The following is a 15,949-nucleotide window of genomic DNA, read 5'->3' on the forward strand; positions in this document are numbered from 1 at the left end:
ATAACGGCCGGCTTTATACTTTTACAGGGTTTGAAATGATGTTAGTAACTATTTCTTCTTGATCAACAGTTTTTCACCTGGTTTCACATTAAAGTCTGTTCTGTTGTTCCACTCCATCACATCTTTGATGGTAACGCCATACTTACGTGATATCTGGTACATGCTTTCGCCAGCGACTACGGTATGGTACGTGTTTTCGGTGGTAGCTGGTGCAGACTTCTCTGTAGCAGGAGTTGTTACTTCTTCCTCAGCGGTTTCTTCTTCTGGTGCTGTAACACGTAGTTCCTGACCTAGCTTCAGGTTGCTGTCTGTCAAGTTGTTCCAAGCACGCAGGTTATCTATTGTAACATTATATCGCTTGGATAGCTGGTAAAGTGTTTCGCCGGCGGCTACTGTATGAAATTCGGTAACAGGTCCTGTTTTTGCTGGTGTAGCTTCCTGCATTACTGTTACCTTGGCAGCTGTTGCTGGTGCGCCTAGAGGTTCAGCAACGATTAGCTCCTGGCCTGGCTGCAGTGCAGTGGTGCTAAGGCTATTCCAAGTTGTAAGTTCTGCTACAGTTACATCATACTTTTTAGAGATAGCGTACAGAGATTCGCCTTTAGCTACTACGTGTTTAGCGGCCTTTGCTGAAGCTGTATAGTTCTCACGTGTAACAGGCTCTCTGCTTATTGTTTCAGCATCTGTCCAATCTTCTCCCTCTTCTTTAATCTCCTCCTTATTTGTTTCTGCTGTTGGAGTGGCCGCCTGTGTTGGTTTTGCATTGGCTACAGTTGCAACAGGTGCTGGCTTTTGTTCTTCAGGAGTTTTTTGTGCTGCTGTGGCCTGTGCAGGTGCTTGCTTTGTAGCAGGTGTTTTTGCAGGCTCTTTGTAAAGCACAGACTCTACCTCTTTCACAGTTTCTTGCTGCTGTACCGCAACCGGCTTCTCGGTTACTTTAACCTCTGGTTTTACCTCTGCTTTGGTCTCCTGTTTTGGCTGCTGTGATTTAGCCTCCGCTTTAGCGGCTGCAGGGTTTTCTGCCTTAGGCTTTATTACCAACCTATCTTTGCTAGAAGGGTATAGCACTGTTTTAGGCTTTGGAGTAACCTCTACTACTTCTTCCTGTTCTGGTGTAGTTGTTTCCGGTGCCTTTTCTGTAGCCACTGGTTCTGCTTGCTTAGCAGGACTTGGTTCTGTGGCAGTCTGTGCTACTTCCTTGTTTTCTTCTGCAGCAGGTGCTGTATTTTTCTTCTTTTTAAAGCTGTTAAAGAAACGTTTAAACACGTTGTCTTTTGGTGCCTCGTTTTTAGCAGGTGCTACAGCAACTTGTTTGGTTGATGCTTCCTCAGGACGAGAGGCAACTGCTATACTTTGATTCGTGCTATTACTATTTTTTACCTCAACCGGCGTAGTAGACGGCCGACGCTTTTGCAACCATAACACACGGCCAGGCACAGGCACTTCGTTTTTAGCCATGCGGTTTTTATAGCGCAGGTAATTTAACCTGATGCCGTAGTGCTGCGAGATTAGCTGCATTGTTTCACCGGGCTGTACCACGTGGTACTCGGCATCAGCAGTTATCTTTTTATGCTCGATGTAATACGCAGATCCCTCCACAATCTCATCAAAGTTGTGCAGGTCGTTATACTTTAAAAATTTACGAGTAGAGATACCAGCCTGAAGTGCTAATTTGTCTTTAGTGTCGTTTGGTCGTGCGATAAGTGCGTTCAGGCCATTGCGTTTTACTACCGTGGCGGCGGCTGCTGCCTGCTTTTTGTTACTGGGTGTAGCTTTAGCAGCTGGTGTAGGCGTATCTTCTTTTGCAGCAGAGGCCACAGCGCCTGTTGCATCGCCACGTACCGGTACCATTACATAGTAGTCTTTATCTGATGGAATAGAATTGCCTAACAGCCACTTGTTATACTTCTCAAGTTCAGCGTAGTCGGTTTTAGTAGCCAGGGCAATATCAGTAAGGCTTTGCCCCGGTGTAGCACGCAGTTCGCGCAACGAGATCGCCGGTTTCTCCCTGCCAATAAAGTTTTCGTAAGCTACTTTGTGAGCCAGGAATGTAAGCACATATGGGTGCGATTTTTCTGTAACATCTAACTTTTTGGCGCCTTTGTCTGATGATTTGGAATAAGTTTTTACACCTGTATAGCCAAGGTAGTACGATAGCAGTGATGTAAACCAGTTGTCGTAGTTCTTATTGCTGCGCTTAAAATACAGGGCGGCACCACGGCTGGCTTCAATAATATGGCGGCGCTCATCAATCACGTTATCCATGCGCAGGTTAAAGTCAGAGGCAGCCTCTTTCTTAAATTGCCAGTAGCCTACAGCGTTCGAAGTAGAGATAGCATCACCGATCAAACCACTTTCCTGCAGGGCAAGGTATTTAAAATCATTCGGCACGCCTTCATCTTTAAACACACGCTCAATTACAGGGAAGTAAGCATTAGCCAGGTCTACCTTGATTTTGAAGTAAGTCTGGTTTCGGTGCAGGGCATCAACTTTTTTCTGAATCTCCTGCTGTGCAGCGTCAGAGATTCTCAGGTGCACATCTGCGAAGTAAACGTTTTTTGGAACAGTAACATTTTGCGCCCATGCCAGCAAAGGCAGGAGCAACATAACGAGAAGGGGTAGCTGTTTTCTCATAAAAGGTAATGGTAAATATACTTTGGCTAAAAATTTTGTACTAAAGCTCTACTACCGGTTGAATAGTAGAGAGCTAATCATCTCTAAGTTAATATATTCGGAAAATAATATAGTGTCTGCAAAATTAAAGGATTTTGGCGCTCTTTATACTTTGCAACGAAGTATTTTTAGTAAAATTTTTTAGAGGGAGTAGGATTTATTTTTTCAGGAGTTGCACTGCCTTATTAAGGTTGAAATGAAAAAGGGAACAAGCAGCTTATACTTGTTCCCTTTTTCTTCTAAAGTATAAAACCTTACAATTTTCGGGCAACCATCAAGCCATCTCTTATTGGCAGGAGTATATTCTCTACGCGTGGGTCGTCGTGCACCTTCTTGTTAAAGGCAAGCAAGGCAGCCGTGTCTTCATCGAGTTTCTTTCTATACTTTTCGAGCACTTTGCCACTCCAAAGTACGTTGTCGGCAATAATATAGCCTCCAGGTGCCATTCGCTCTATCACCATGTCGTAATAAGCAGCATTGTTTATTTTATCGGCATCGATAAACACCAGATCGAAAGTGGCATCTATTGTCGGAATAATATCCAGCGCATTGCCGATGTAGTACTTTATACTTTGCGACAGGCCTGCTTCTTTAAAATAGCCGCGTACACGATCTTCTAGTTCTTCATTTATATCAATGGTGTGTAAAGTGCCTCCTGCCTGTAAACCCTCTGCAAGGCAAAGAGCAGAGTAGCCAGTGTAAGTGCCTACCTCCAGTACCTGCTTTGGCTTTATCATGTGCGAGAACATAGATAGCAACCTGCCCTGCATATGCCCCGACAGCATGCGTGGCTTCATGACGCTCAGGTGCGTTTGCCGGTTTACTTTGTGCAGCAACTCGCTTTCCGGAGAGGTGCGGTCTTCCGCGTATCGTTGCAGGTCCTCGTCTATGAATTCCATTTTGATTGCTTATTATTAGTTGTTAATTGTTGAGAACTGAAAGAAAACAAAGTTGTTATGACATAATTTCAAGTGCAGTTCAGATAATTTTAAAAAGTAAAGATTGCCGAGTTACTGCACAAGGTCAATACAACAATCAGCAATTAACAATTAACAATTAATTAGGTACATAATTAAGAAAACTAAGCTGATCTTCGCGCAACACATCATTGGCGATCTCTACCAGATCATTAGCTTCTATACTTTTTATCTTATCAAAAATCTCGTTCAGCGACTCTACTCTATCCAGGTCAAGTATACTTTTGCCGATCATCATCATCAGGCCCATGTTGCTTTCCTCTGCCATAGCCAGTTGGCCCATTAGCTGTTCTTTGGCTGTATGCAGCTGCAGCGAGCCCAGCGGCTTTTCCCGTAGCTTTTTCAGTTCTTTTAATACAAGCGAGGTGGTACGGTTCAGTTGCTTTTTCTCAGTGCCAAAGTATATAGTGAGCAAACCAGTATCAATGTAAGTGGCATAGTTAGCATCTATTGTATAAACCAGGCCATGCTTTTCGCGCACTGCCAGGTTAAGGCGTGAGTTCATTCCCGGGCCACCTAACAGGTTCACCAGCATGAAGAACGGTATGCGGCGATCATCTGACAGCGCATAGGCTGGAGATCCTATTACACAGTGGGCCTGCGAGATAGGTTTCTCCAAAGTAACTGTTTTAGGTGCATAGTTAGTAAACGGCACGCGCTCCCGCTCTTTCTGTACAGTTGGTATGCTGCTTAAATACTTTTCGGCTAGCTTTACTACCTTCTCGAAAGGTAAATTGCTTACTGAACAGAAAAGCAGCGAATTATTACTCAGGTTACGGTTTATAAAGTTCAGGAAATCCTGTTTTGTAAGGCTCGAGACGCTCTCCTTGGTGCCCAGAATGTTGTTGCCTAGTGGGTGCCCGTCGAATATAACCGAATCGAACTCGTCTACAATGGCTTCTTCGGGAGTGTCCAGGTACATGGCCATCTCCTCTAGTATCACGCCACGTTCTTTCTCTATTTCACGTTCCGGGAAAACAGAGTTAAAAGTAATATCGGTCAGCAGCTCAAACGATTTCTCGAAGTGCTTATCGAGTACAGAGCTGTAAAAGCAGATTTTTTCTTTGGTAGTATAAGCGTTTAGTTCGCCGCCTACAGACTCAAGGCGGTTAAGAATATGAAACGACTTACGCTTTTGTGTTCCTTTGAAAGCCATATGCTCCCAGAAGTGCGCCAGCCCCAGTTGGTTTGGGCATTCATCGCGGCTACCTATGTCCATAATAAACCCACTGTGAGCTATTTTGGTATGCAGCACTTGCTTGTGCACAATGCGTATTCCGTTTGGTAATGTATGGATTTGATATTCAAGCATTCAATCTAAAATTAGCCTGCAAAGGTACGGAAAATGTAGGAGAGTTTGAGGAAGGGGAGAAGGTTCTTTGCTTTATAGTTGAGGAGTTCATTCTTCTATTCGCTGCTTCGCCTGCGGCTGTTGGAACCAGAGGAACTGTGGGGCTAAAACGGCAGTAGCAAAGGCCTTACATCTTTTTGAAGGCCTATAAATATCTGGCTAAAAACTAGACAGGTGAGGTATACACACCCGTTTACCAGTTGTATGCTAGCTCTAGAAATAGCTTTTACTATACTTAGCAAAAGACAGGTAAATCTCTAATTACCCTTAGCCCTTCCACCCACATTAATCACAAAACCCAACGAGAAAACAGAATAGGCAGCTGTCAGTTCATCTCGGTTTTTGAGGCCAAAAGTGGTTCCAGAAGTATACTGTAGTTGCACCGATGGGTTTAAGGTAAGGCGGGTATAGAAAATAGGCTCCAGGAAAATATTATCCTCTTCCTGAGCTGGTTCACCATTGATCTTGTAGTCGTGCATGTTTACGTAGCTGGCACGTAAAGTGGTGCCATAGTTCAGTGGGAATTCCCTTTTAAAAAGCTTTAACGATTTCTTCTTTTTGGAAGTGAAATTTGCCTGCACAAAGTATTTGCTAAAGTCGGCTTCCAAGCGTTTTGTGTGCAGCGTACCATCCTTGTGCTCATCGCGCTCGGTGCGATCGCTGCTGCCACCGCCGTAACCGGCATAAAACTCCAGAATACGTTCCTGGTTTGGGCCAAAGGTTGTAAAGTAACCACCACCAGCCTCCAGTAGGTTGTGCCTAAAATCTCTTTTGCTGCGCTCACTGTTCAGCATGGATCCGTTTAATATAACAGCGAAATGGTTGGATACAGCATAGGCTGTATTAAATGTAATGTTCCCCTTTGGTGTAACATGGCCTGCTGCACTTAACTCACCTTTCTGAGTAAACATGGGCACGTTAGGCACATTAGGCATATAGGTAGATACACAACCTGGCAGTAGTAAAAGCATGCCGGCTACAGCACTGTAGTATCTGATATAATTGCTGCTAGTAAACTTATGCAGAAGGCGAGTACTTGTTAATTTCATACTATACTTTAATGCTATGCTTTGGAGAAGGCTATTACTTCTGTAAAGGCAAATACCTTGTAAACTTAAAACAAGACAGAAAACGAAATAAAACCTAACTTATTAAGCAGAAATTAGTGAAAATATTTTGTGATTGAAGTATAGGTAAAGTTCTATATTGAATAACATCCAGCTATATACGCTTATAAGCCTTCGATTTTTAACTGAGGTTGGTTTGCCGTAGCTTTGCCTTTATACTTTATGGTCTTTCATGAAAAAGATACTCATCATACAAACTGCTTTTTTGGGAGATGTGGTGCTGGCAACGGCGCTGATAGAAAAACTGTACGCTTACTACCCGCAGGCGCAGCTTGATTTTCTGCTTCGCAAAGGCAACGAAAGTTTACTGAAAGACCACCCACTGCTACGCCAGGTACTTATCTGGAACAAAAAAGATGGAAAGTATAAAAGCCTGATGAAGCTGCTCTCGCAAATACGCGCTGAAAAGTATGATCTGGTAGTGAATGTACAGCGATTTGGCGCAACTGGCATACTTACAGCTTTGTCCGGGGCCAAGGAAACAATAGGTTTCGATAAGAATCCATTCTCCAGGTTTTTTACTCACAGGCGCAGGCACGATGTTACCTCCGGCACGCACGAGGTAGAGCGTAACCATTTGCTTATAGAAAGTGTAACCGATGCCACACCAGCTAAACCAAAGTTATACCCCAACCAAGTAGATTTTGCTAAAGTAGAGGAGCTGAAGCAGGAGAAGTTTATCTGCATGGCGCCTACCTCGGTGTGGTTTACAAAGCAATACCCGCTGGGGCAGTGGGTTACACTTATTAATAGCATAGATACAAAGTATAAAGTATACCTGCTAGGCTCACCTGCCGACCAGGCACATTGTGATGAGATTATCAGGCAGAGCACTAACCAGCGCGTAGAGAACCTGTGCGGGCAATTAAGTTTGTTACAATCTGCTGCCCTGATGCGCGATGCGGTGCTTAACTATGTAAACGACTCCGGGCCTATGCACCTGGCCTCTGCCCTTAATGCCCCCACCTGCGCTATTTATTGCTCTACAGTGCCTAAGTTTGGCTTTGGCCCGTTGGCAGACTTTGCTAATGTAGTGGAGCGTGAAGAGCCTCTGTATTGTCGCCCCTGTGGTTTGCATGGCTATAAAGCTTGCCCGGAGGGGCACTTTAAATGCGCAAAAGATATCCGCAACGAGCAGTTGCTGGAGGTGCTAAATTTGGCTGTGATAGTATAAGGCATACGTTCGTAAAGTATAGGAGAAACTTACGCCATAAAAAAATGCTATATTAGGCTATCCATTACTTGAATCCTGATCAGCAAAACTATGAGATACGCTCCTATACCGCAGGAACTGTTTACCCGCAATCGCCATAATCTGGTAAAGCACTTAAAGCATTCCTCTGTTGCTATTTTCAATTCTAATGATGTAATGCCCACCAACGCCGATGGTACCATGCCTTTCCGGCAAAACAGCGATCTGTTTTATCTATCAGGCATAGACCAGGAGAAAAGTATACTTTTGCTTTTCCCGGATGCACGCGACGAACGGATGAAAGAGATACTGTTTGTGCGTGAGACCAACGACCATATTCTGAAATGGGAAGGGTATAAGCTAACAAAGGAGCAGGCGCGTGAAGTATCCGGCATCAAAACTATTTTGTGGACACATGAATTCAAATCGGTGCTGCATACATTGCTTAGCGAGGTGGAGCATGTGTACCTGAACTCCAACGAGCACCCAAGGGCTGTGGTGGAAGTAGAAAGCCGTGATGCCCGTTTTATGAAGTGGATGCAACAGCAGTATCCGCTGCACAAGTATGAACGTGCTGCGCCCCTCATGCACTTATTGCGCGCTGTAAAATCTGAGCAGGAGATAGAACTGATACAACAAGCCTGCAAGATTACTGAGAAAGCTTTCAGAAGAGTGCTTGGCTTTATTAAACCAGGTGTAATGGAGTATGAGATAGAGGCAGAACTGTATCATGAGTTTATCCGAAACCGCTCCAGAGGGCCGGCTTATCAGCCTATTATAGCATCAGGGGCAAATGCCTGCATATTACATTATGTAGACAACAACCGTGCGTGCAAAGATGGGGAGTTGGTGCTGATGGACTTTGGTGCAGAGTATGCTAACTATGCCTCCGACCTTACCCGCACTGTGCCCGTGAATGGGAAATTTACCAAACGCCAGCTTGAAGTATACGATTCGGTATTGCGTGTGATGAAAGCGGCCACACAGATGCTGGTGCCGGGCAATACGCTGAGGCAGTACCACCAGTTTGTAGGCACCGTTATGGAGAATGAGTTAATGCAGCTAGGCTTGTTAAGCGAAAGCGATGTACGAAATCAGGATCCTCAGAAACCGCTTTACAGGAAATACTTCCCGCATGGCACCTCGCACCACCTTGGCCTGGATGTGCACGATGTAGGTGATAAGCATCGTGCTTTTGAAGAGGGGATGGTGTTTACCTGCGAGCCTGGCATCTATATAAAGGAGGAGGGAATAGGCATAAGGTTGGAAAACGATATTCTAATTACCGGAAACGGACCCGTAGATTTAATGGCTAATATCCCATTAGATGCCGAAAGTATAGAGCGACTCATGCAAAAGGCTTAAAATTTAGGGCCAACATAACTTATTCTAAGGTTGCCGGGTTTTTTACCCGCAACCTTTTTTATTGTACTTACCCTAAAATACAAGCCCTTACTTCATTTTTCATGCAATGCTAAAACCTTGTAAATCTATATCAGTTTAAAATATTGGGTATTATATGTTGCAAGGATCATAGTATCATTATTAAAGCTGTACAATTTAAACAAATGGTTTGGTACTCAGATGCTTGCTTTGAAAGGCTGTAAAACTAGTTGCTTATGAATGAAATGTTTACTCCCACCTCATACCTTTCTAGGAATCGCCTTTTCGACTCTACGTTCAGCTATTTTTTGAATATCTGAAAACTCGAATGAAAACATGCGCGTATTATCATATCAAAATATACTATACAGAATCATGCGAACAAGAATTACAAAACTGAGTACGATCGCTTTGGTGCTTACCTTACTGCTGTCAGCAAGTACAGCGTTGCAGGCACAAAGCTCAGATCAGAAGACAAATCTCCAGATATACGGAAGCGCTCTGCAGTATAAGGGCGATATTACCGGTGACGATGGATTTAGCAAAATAGAATGGGGCGGTGGCTTATCGCTTAACCGATACCTTAGCAGATCTTTTGACGGAGGTTTGCATCTGACTTACGGAAGCACTGAGGAGACTGGCGAAGGTCCTTTTGCCGGTAGCAGATTTGACGCACAAATGGGTACAGCCATGCTTGGTCTGAGACTAAAAATGTATGGCTCTATCCTGAAAGAGGATGCCTTTATCGGACCATATCTGCAGATTGCAGGTGGTGGTGCCTGGGCTAAGACTGATGCTGTTAGAGCTGATGGAACATCTCAGGTTGATGATAAATTCTTTACAGCCGCTGCAAGAGGTGGTGCAGGTATCCGCTTACGTTTCTCTGATGCGGTTAGCGCTTTCGTTGAGACAAACTACATGATCATCGGGCAGGATAAAATCGATGGTTATGATGTAGGTGACAACGACCGTTTTCTGATGCACAATTTTGGCCTTGGCTTTAACTTAGGTAAGGCAAAAGACACTGACATGGATGGTGTGCCTGACAGAAGAGACAAATGCCCTGACACTCCAACTGGCGTACAGGTAGACAAAGACGGTTGTCCTATCGATACAGATGGTGACGGTGTAGCTGACTACCAGGATGAGTGCCCTACTGAGGCTGGCGTTGCTAACCTGAACGGTTGCCCAGACAGAGACGGTGATGGTATTGCTGATAAGAACGACGAGTGCCCAGATGAGGCCGGTACTACTGCCACAAACGGTTGCCCTGACTCTGACGGTGACGGTGTAGCAGATAAAAACGACAAATGCCCTGATACCCCAGCTGGCCAGCAAGTAGGCCCGGATGGATGCGCTACTGACTCTGACGGTGACGGTGTAGCAGATGATAAAGATGCCTGCCCTAACACTCCTGGCCCAGGTACTGCGAACGGTTGCCCTGAACTGGATGCCGCTACTAAGAAGCTATTAGAAGAAAAAGTACGCTTCGAGTTCGATAGAGCTAGAGTACAGGAAGGTTACAAGCAGCTGTTGGATAGCATTGTAACAGTTCTTGGTAAGTATCCTGACCACGTGCTGCTGATCAAAGGTCACGCTGACTACATTGGTTCAGAAGAGTACAACCAGGCACTATCTGAGCGCAGAGCGCAGGCTGTAAAAGATTACCTGATCGAGCGTGGTGTTCAAAACCCAGACAGATTAGTAACAAGAGGCTACGGTGAAAGCCAGCCACTAGTAAAAGTTAACACAAGGCTGTCTAGATCAAGAACAGAAAGCGCAAGAGCTAGAAACCGTAGGGTAGGATTCGAAATGAACACCCCGGATATGCAACTGAACTTAGATTAGATTAAGTAACTTAATTTAAAAGGGGCCGCAGAGTAATCTGCGGCCCCTTTTGTTATTTTTAACTGTCTGCTTTTGTGGGCAAAGGTCACGACTTGCTCCTGTAAAAGGGGAAGCTGGTGCAGCAAAAAGCCGCTCACTATTTTAGGAGCGGCTTTTATACTTTATTTCAATTTAAATTTTTTTATCCTTTCTGGGCTAGTAAGTATAAAACGGCCATACGTATGGCCACACCGTTTTCTACCTGATTAAGTATGATGGAATGATGTGAATCGGCCGCATCGGAGCTTAGTTCTACACCACGGTTTATAGGGCCAGGGTGCATCAGTACAATCTCTTTATCTAAACTATCCAGCATTTTTTTGTCGATGCCATAGTATAAGGTATACTCGCGCAGCGATGGGAAATACTTCATCTGCTGGCGTTCCAGTTGTATGCGCAATACGTTGGCTACATCGCACCACTGCAGGGCCTTTCGTACATCTAGTTCTACTTTAACGCCTAGCTCCCTGATGTACTTTGGCAGCAGTGTAATCGGGCCGCATACCATAACCTCAGCACCTAGCTTCTGTAAAGCAAATATATTAGAGAGGGCTACCCTTGAATGCAGGATATCGCCAATGATAACCACTTTTTTACCAGCCACATCTCCCAATCTTTCTCTGATTGAAAAGCTATCAAGTAGGGCCTGTGTTGGGTGCTCATGGGTGCCGTCGCCGGCGTTTACGATGTTAGCTTCAATGTGGCGGCTCAGGAAGTGTGGCGAGCCAGGGCTGGAGTGGCGCATCACAATCATGTCCACCTTCATGGCCAGAATGTTGTTTACCGTATCAAGCAGTGTTTCGCCTTTTTTGACAGAGCTGCTGCTGCTGCTGAAGTTGATCACATCGGCAGAAAGTCTTTTTTCGGCAAGCTCGAAAGAGAGGCGTGTGCGGGTAGAGTTCTCGAAAAAAACGTTGGCAATGGTAATATCGCGCAGCGAGGGCACTTTTTTAATAGGCCTGTTAAGCACGTCTTTAAAATTGTCGGCAGTCTCGAAGATGAGTTGAATATCCTGAGAAGTAATGTCTTTGATGCCTAAAAGGTGCCTAACGCTAAGCTCTTGCATGGGTGAGAAATCTATTCGTCGGTTTTAGTAATCAGCCAGATATTGTCTTCCGGTTTATCCTGCCCCTGCCACTCTACCAGTACCCGCTGGCTTTGCAGCGAGTTTACATGGCGGCCCACATAGGTAGGTTGTATGGGCAGGTGGCGCGTGTACAGCCTATCTATCAGCACTAGCAGTTCCACGTTGGCAGGGCGGCCATAAGCAATCATGGCATCCATGGCAGCTCTAACTGAGCGGCCTGTGTACAGCACATCATCCACCAATATTACCTTTTTACCCTCAATCAGGAAATCAATTTTGGTTGCGTTTGCTGTAAGAGGTGTATCGCGGCGGCGGAAATCGTCGCGGTGAAACGTGGTGTCGAGGTGGCCGGTTGGTACCTGCTTGCCAAGTATGGATGCTAGTGTTTGCTGGATGCGCTGCGCTACGTAAATGCCACGGGGCTGCAGGCCAAGTATAACAGAATCAGAAAAGTCGCCGTGATTTTCGATGAGCTGGTGGCAAAGGCGCATCACCATGATCTCGAGCAATTGGTGGTTTACGATGAGTCTTTTCTGCATAGCCGGTTGTCTTGCTTGCAAATATAGGTTAATTGTTGGATTGTTTAATTGTTGAATGGTTAAATTGTTGATTGTGGTGATTGGTAATGTAGAGGACCAACATATTGCATTTTTCCTTTACCCAAATAGCTTAACTGTTTAAGGATTTAAAGATTTAGAAATCAGAAACTGATCTTGTTCATGTAAAAAACAGAGCGTGCCTCGGTGCCGGCGGGCTTTACCCGTTGAAAGCCAAAGGCTACAAAATGGTTGTTGTACCACCTGATGATGCCCGGGTATTCTGTGAGTTGTATTTTGTCGTCTTCGTTATAAGTCATTATTTCAAGTTTGCGTTCTTTATCCTCAAACTTATCCTCACGCATTATCTTGTATTTAATCTGATCTTCTTCAGGGTAGGCCATAATTACGCGACCGTCTTTGGTATAAGCAACTTCTACGGCATGCACCAAGTCCAGTGTAGTTACATCTTTAAGCGGAAAGGTATTATCCCAAAGCAGGTTGCCTTCTTTATCATAACCCATGGCAACAGCATGGGTGCGTTTATAGCCTTCGGTTTGGTTTCCAAAAGATTGTCTGCGCTCTGTTGGTAGCTGGGTAATCGTGTTGCGGTACTGAGGGTAGTAAGCTTCGCCAGCCAGCACATAACCGGTTGGCGTAACTATGAGGTCGTGCAGCAGTATCCTGAAACGATATATGGGCTCCTTGCCTGTTCGGAGGCGTTCGGCCTCACGGCGGCGGGTGCGTTCTTCGCGGCGTGGCTTCATGTACTTCAGGAAATTCTGTAGTTGCAATACACTGTAAAAATCGCCGCTGCTGTACACCGATGAAACTGGCTTCGTGAAAAAGCCCGAAGTATAACGCAGATCGCGGGTGCCATATGTGCCCAGCAACATTTTTTGAGTGCTATCGCCGGGAGTAATCTCAGCGTTTAACAGGCTTTTGTCGTTTTGTTGAAGTATAAACTGGTTGCTTAGCAGTTCGCCGTTGGCATCGAAACTTTTTACCTGCAGCCTGGATATACGCCCATTAGATTCAGTCAGTACTACATCCAGGCGTTGGTTTTCCAGGTCGGCCAGCATATCCGAAAAAGTAGACTCTTCGCCATACACGGAGGGCAGGTGCTTTGGTTTTTCTTCAGAGGGTTTAAGGTAAAGCAGGAGTGGCTTTTGACTCAGGCGGTTACGGCCGATAAGAAAATAGTTGCCTTGTAGTACATTGAATTCAAAGATGGCATCAACATCCTCCATTTTATACTTCTTAACGTCTGTTTGGCCATTGATGTAGTTCGATCGGGTAAATACAAACTCGTCGGAGTTATCGGCAGCAAACACCATGTAAGTATAAGGCGCCTCTGTATAATATCGGAGGTATTCATGCCTGACGGGTATTTCTACAGGTTTACTCCACTGCTCCTCCAGTTTGTGATTATACTTTGTGAGGTAGAAATCGGCTTTGGTATTCCAAGCGTTTGCCGTTTTGTGGTACACTAGCAGGCTACTGTCGGGTAGGGCAAGTACTTCTACAATTGTTTCGGCCTTCAGGTAAGGCAGCTCTAAACGCACAGGTTGAGTGGGCTTCTGCGCAACTGCTGCAGTAGCTAATAAAAGGAATGAGAATAACAAAATACGTACTTTAGCCACAGTAGGGGTTTTATGCTATGTAGTACAGGTAAAGTATAAATGGCGCCTGCCAGTATGTACTTGTTTCAGGCGCCATTCGTTGTTATTTCTTCTGTATTTATTGGATATGCTAGGTGACGGTATTTAATTACCGAGTGCCAGCAGCACATCAAACTCCTCCGCCTTTAGCGGCATAACAGACAAACGCGACTGGCGCAGCAAGGCAATATTTTGCAGGCGTTCGTCTTTCTTTATCTGCTCCAGGGTTACAGGTTCTTTAAAATCTCGGAAAGGTACCAGGTCCACCACTACCCAGTTGCCTTCTTTAGCGGTAGGGTCGGGGTAGGCGGCTTTATCTACTTTGGCAATGCCCACAATAGCCTTTTCTGAAACGCTATGGTAAAATAAAACCATATCGCCGGGCAGCATTTGCTGCATGTTGTTGCGCGCTTGGTAATTGCGCACGCCATCCCACATTGTTTTTCCGTCTTTTACTAAATCGGCCCAAGAGTAAGTTTCTGGTTCTGATTTTACTAGCCAGTATTGCATTAGTTGTAAGGGTGTATTAGTTGTAAGTATAAAATTCTGGTAAAGGTTTAGATACTATCGAAAAGTATGCTTTTGGGTTGCATTCTTATATCGAGCTTCTGACTTATGAATGCTTTCATGTTGCTTTCTGGTTAAGTTTAGCTGCTTTTTCTTTTTTGTGCTGGCGCTTCCGGCGGTTGCGGATAATATCGTTGGCAATTGTGGCAAGTAGTACACCACTGATGATGCCTCCCCAGAAGTTGCCTATTATCCCAACCAGCAAAAGTATGGTAGTAATAACTTGTAAACCGGCCTTTAAGAGTATCTTCTGATCTCCGCTTAATTTTTTGTATCGTCTAAACAGCCCTGTTTTCGAAGATCTATTAGATAAAGACCTTTTATAGAACCTCTGTGCTTCCAGTTCGAACTGCATCAGAAGTACCCCTAGTAAAATCCCTCCGAAAAAACTTATCAACAAATCAGCCATAGCAAGGGCCATGTACAGCATAAGCAGCAGTATAGCTGTTCTGGTGCGTGTCGATTTAGAAAGTTTCTCGTAGTTTACCATTTAGGTTGTCCTGTTTCTATAATAGTAAAATGCCTGTATAACAAGGCCGATGCAACCATTTAAAAGTAAGCCATACTGTGCACCTACCCAGAATTCGGTATAAGATTCGCCGGAAAGTATAAATGCCAGTGCAACCACAATGGCAGCCATATAAAAGATGATTTTGTGGGTAAAAGTTAGTTTCATAGCCTTGGGCAGAAAAATATAGATAACACAAAATAGCTACGACTTTCTCCGCTTTTCAAAGTATCCGAATAGTTCTGTTACTAGTAAGGCAAACAAAAGCCCGCCCAACAGGCCCTTTATAAAGTCAGGAGCCAGATCAAAAGCATTTAGTACAGAAAACAGTAAAAGTAACGGCGTAAAAATTAACCACCGGGTGTTTCTGGATAATCTGTTATAAGGCGGTATCACGGCAAAAAGATATAAGGTAGTTCTATCGTGTACTTTTGCTAAAGTAAAATTTCAGCTATAACTGAGCTAAGAAGCAGACCTGCTGCCAAGCCGCGAAAAAAGCCTGAGCCAACATCTAAAGCCAGCGCAACAAAAACAATTATGCGGGTACGTTTGCTTAACTGCTGGTATCTCATCAGCTTACGCTTTGGCTTTAAAAAACTGTTACTATTTTAGAGCAGCAGAAAAGATGCTGTTATTCCGTTGTTTTCCGAATCTTAAGTACATCGTCTTTTAAAGATACCACCTCTATTAGGTAATCCTGCTCCGGTTGCCCGTTACTCTCAAAAGAAATGCGTAGTTTGTTCTTATCTTCTTTTTTCCATTTGCCTACATGCTCCTCAAGGCCGTCGGTAGGGGCAATTTCATACTGCTTCAGTACACCATCCTCTTCAACTGCAAAACCTGTTCTTCCTCGCGATGGTGGAAAATCATAAGTATTAGGGCGATACACGGTTATGTCGCCTTCGTCTTCCTCGTAAGAGTGCAGCCATGTCTTGCCCATAAGTTTAGATTCCAGCTTATTTTTCTTACAGGTGTTAGCCATAAAAAGCAGACATATCAG

Annotated in this window: 14 protein-coding genes; 3 read left to right on the forward strand and 11 right to left on the reverse strand. The window is 44.6% G+C overall.

What is annotated here, in order from left to right:
- Positions 1 to 48 precede the first annotated feature (48 nt).
- The 4 genes from WG943_RS12375 to WG943_RS12390 all read right to left on the reverse strand — a co-directional run bounded on the left by WG943_RS12375 (position 49) and on the right by WG943_RS12390 (position 6,050).
- Complete coding sequence (locus WG943_RS12375; protein WP_340409383.1) at positions 49 to 2,634, reverse strand: LysM peptidoglycan-binding domain-containing protein; 2,586 nt, start codon at positions 2,632 to 2,634, stop codon at positions 49 to 51.
- 293 nt (positions 2,635 to 2,927) lie between these two features.
- Entirely contained in the window at positions 2,928 to 3,572 is a 645-nt protein-coding gene (locus WG943_RS12380; RefSeq protein ID WP_340409385.1) for an O-methyltransferase, read from the reverse strand.
- Between the two features lie 157 nt (positions 3,573 to 3,729).
- Positions 3,730 to 4,962 carry a M16 family metallopeptidase gene (locus WG943_RS12385; RefSeq protein WP_340409387.1) on the reverse strand — a complete coding sequence of 411 codons (1,233 nt, stop codon included), beginning with the start codon at positions 4,960 to 4,962 and terminating at the stop codon, positions 3,730 to 3,732.
- Between the two features lie 296 nt (positions 4,963 to 5,258).
- Entirely contained in the window at positions 5,259 to 6,050 is a 792-nt protein-coding gene (locus WG943_RS12390; protein ID WP_340409389.1) for a hypothetical protein, read from the reverse strand.
- A 250-nt stretch (positions 6,051 to 6,300) separates the two neighbouring features.
- Between WG943_RS12390 and WG943_RS12395 the strand changes: the two genes are divergently transcribed.
- The 3 genes from WG943_RS12395 (at position 6,301) to WG943_RS12405 (ending at position 10,551) form a co-directional block, all read left to right on the forward strand.
- Entirely contained in the window at positions 6,301 to 7,302 is a 1,002-nt protein-coding gene (locus tag WG943_RS12395; protein WP_340409391.1) for a glycosyltransferase family 9 protein, read from the forward strand.
- A 90-nt stretch (positions 7,303 to 7,392) separates the two neighbouring features.
- Positions 7,393 to 8,685 carry an aminopeptidase P N-terminal domain-containing protein gene (locus WG943_RS12400; RefSeq protein ID WP_340409393.1) on the forward strand — a complete coding sequence of 431 codons (1,293 nt, stop codon included), beginning with the start codon at positions 7,393 to 7,395 and terminating at the stop codon, positions 8,683 to 8,685.
- Positions 8,686 to 9,078: 393 nt separating this feature from the next.
- Positions 9,079 to 10,551, forward strand: coding sequence for an OmpA family protein (locus WG943_RS12405; protein WP_340409395.1), 1,473 nt, complete (start codon positions 9,079 to 9,081; stop codon positions 10,549 to 10,551).
- Positions 10,552 to 10,732: 181 nt separating this feature from the next.
- Here the strand turns inward: WG943_RS12405 and WG943_RS12410 are convergent, their stop codons facing one another.
- The 7 genes from WG943_RS12410 to WG943_RS12440 all read right to left on the reverse strand — a co-directional run bounded on the left by WG943_RS12410 (position 10,733) and on the right by WG943_RS12440 (position 15,889).
- Positions 10,733 to 11,656, reverse strand: a complete 924-nt coding sequence (locus WG943_RS12410) for an aspartate carbamoyltransferase catalytic subunit (protein ID WP_340409396.1) — start codon at positions 11,654 to 11,656, stop codon at positions 10,733 to 10,735.
- 11 nt (positions 11,657 to 11,667) lie between these two features.
- Complete coding sequence (gene pyrR / locus WG943_RS12415; protein WP_340409398.1) at positions 11,668 to 12,216, reverse strand: bifunctional pyr operon transcriptional regulator/uracil phosphoribosyltransferase PyrR; 549 nt, start codon at positions 12,214 to 12,216, stop codon at positions 11,668 to 11,670.
- A 161-nt stretch (positions 12,217 to 12,377) separates the two neighbouring features.
- Positions 12,378 to 13,856: a hypothetical protein gene (locus tag WG943_RS12420; RefSeq protein ID WP_340409400.1), complete on the reverse strand. Its 1,479-nt coding sequence runs from the start codon at positions 13,854 to 13,856 to the stop codon at positions 12,378 to 12,380.
- Positions 13,857 to 13,979: 123 nt separating this feature from the next.
- The gene (locus tag WG943_RS12425) at positions 13,980 to 14,384 is read right to left on the reverse strand and encodes an EVE domain-containing protein (protein ID WP_340409402.1); all 405 of its coding nucleotides are present in this window, start codon (positions 14,382 to 14,384) and stop codon (positions 13,980 to 13,982) included.
- A 115-nt stretch (positions 14,385 to 14,499) separates the two neighbouring features.
- Complete coding sequence (locus WG943_RS12430; protein ID WP_340409404.1) at positions 14,500 to 14,931, reverse strand: hypothetical protein; 432 nt, start codon at positions 14,929 to 14,931, stop codon at positions 14,500 to 14,502.
- A complete protein-coding gene (locus WG943_RS12435; RefSeq protein WP_340409406.1) occupies positions 14,932 to 15,117 on the reverse strand; it encodes a hypothetical protein in 186 nt (61 codons plus the stop codon).
- A gap of 463 nt (positions 15,118 to 15,580) precedes the next feature.
- Positions 15,581 to 15,889 (reverse strand): hypothetical protein, encoded by a 309-nt coding sequence (locus tag WG943_RS12440; protein ID WP_340409408.1) that lies wholly within the window; start codon positions 15,887 to 15,889, stop codon positions 15,581 to 15,583.
- Positions 15,890 to 15,949 lie beyond the last annotated feature (60 nt).

Origin of the sequence: Pontibacter sp. H249, assembly GCF_037892465.1 — a bacterium.
In the GTDB taxonomy this organism is placed as follows: Bacteria; Bacteroidota; Bacteroidia; order Cytophagales; family Hymenobacteraceae; genus Pontibacter.

Excerpts from the sequence above, each read along its gene's own strand:
- WG943_RS12375 (WP_340409383.1), bottom strand. The coding sequence starts at position 2,634 with ATGAGAAAACAGCTACCCCTTCTCGTTATGTTGCTCCTGCCTTTGCTG.
- WG943_RS12380 (WP_340409385.1), bottom strand. The coding sequence starts at position 3,572 with ATGGAATTCATAGACGAGGACCTGCAACGATACGCGGAAGACCGCACC.
- WG943_RS12385 (WP_340409387.1), bottom strand. The coding sequence starts at position 4,962 with ATGCTTGAATATCAAATCCATACATTACCAAACGGAATACGCATTGTG.
- WG943_RS12390 (WP_340409389.1), bottom strand. The coding sequence starts at position 6,050 with ATGAAATTAACAAGTACTCGCCTTCTGCATAAGTTTACTAGCAGCAAT.
- WG943_RS12395 (WP_340409391.1), top strand. The coding sequence starts at position 6,301 with ATGAAAAAGATACTCATCATACAAACTGCTTTTTTGGGAGATGTGGTG.
- WG943_RS12400 (WP_340409393.1), top strand. The coding sequence starts at position 7,393 with ATGAGATACGCTCCTATACCGCAGGAACTGTTTACCCGCAATCGCCAT.
- WG943_RS12405 (WP_340409395.1), top strand. The coding sequence starts at position 9,079 with ATGCGAACAAGAATTACAAAACTGAGTACGATCGCTTTGGTGCTTACC.
- WG943_RS12410 (WP_340409396.1), bottom strand. The coding sequence starts at position 11,656 with ATGCAAGAGCTTAGCGTTAGGCACCTTTTAGGCATCAAAGACATTACT.
- pyrR (WP_340409398.1), bottom strand. The coding sequence starts at position 12,216 with ATGCAGAAAAGACTCATCGTAAACCACCAATTGCTCGAGATCATGGTG.
- WG943_RS12425 (WP_340409402.1), bottom strand. The coding sequence starts at position 14,384 with ATGCAATACTGGCTAGTAAAATCAGAACCAGAAACTTACTCTTGGGCC.
- WG943_RS12430 (WP_340409404.1), bottom strand. The coding sequence starts at position 14,931 with ATGGTAAACTACGAGAAACTTTCTAAATCGACACGCACCAGAACAGCT.
- WG943_RS12435 (WP_340409406.1), bottom strand. The coding sequence starts at position 15,117 with ATGAAACTAACTTTTACCCACAAAATCATCTTTTATATGGCTGCCATT.
- WG943_RS12440 (WP_340409408.1), bottom strand. The coding sequence starts at position 15,889 with ATGGGCAAGACATGGCTGCACTCTTACGAGGAAGACGAAGGCGACATA.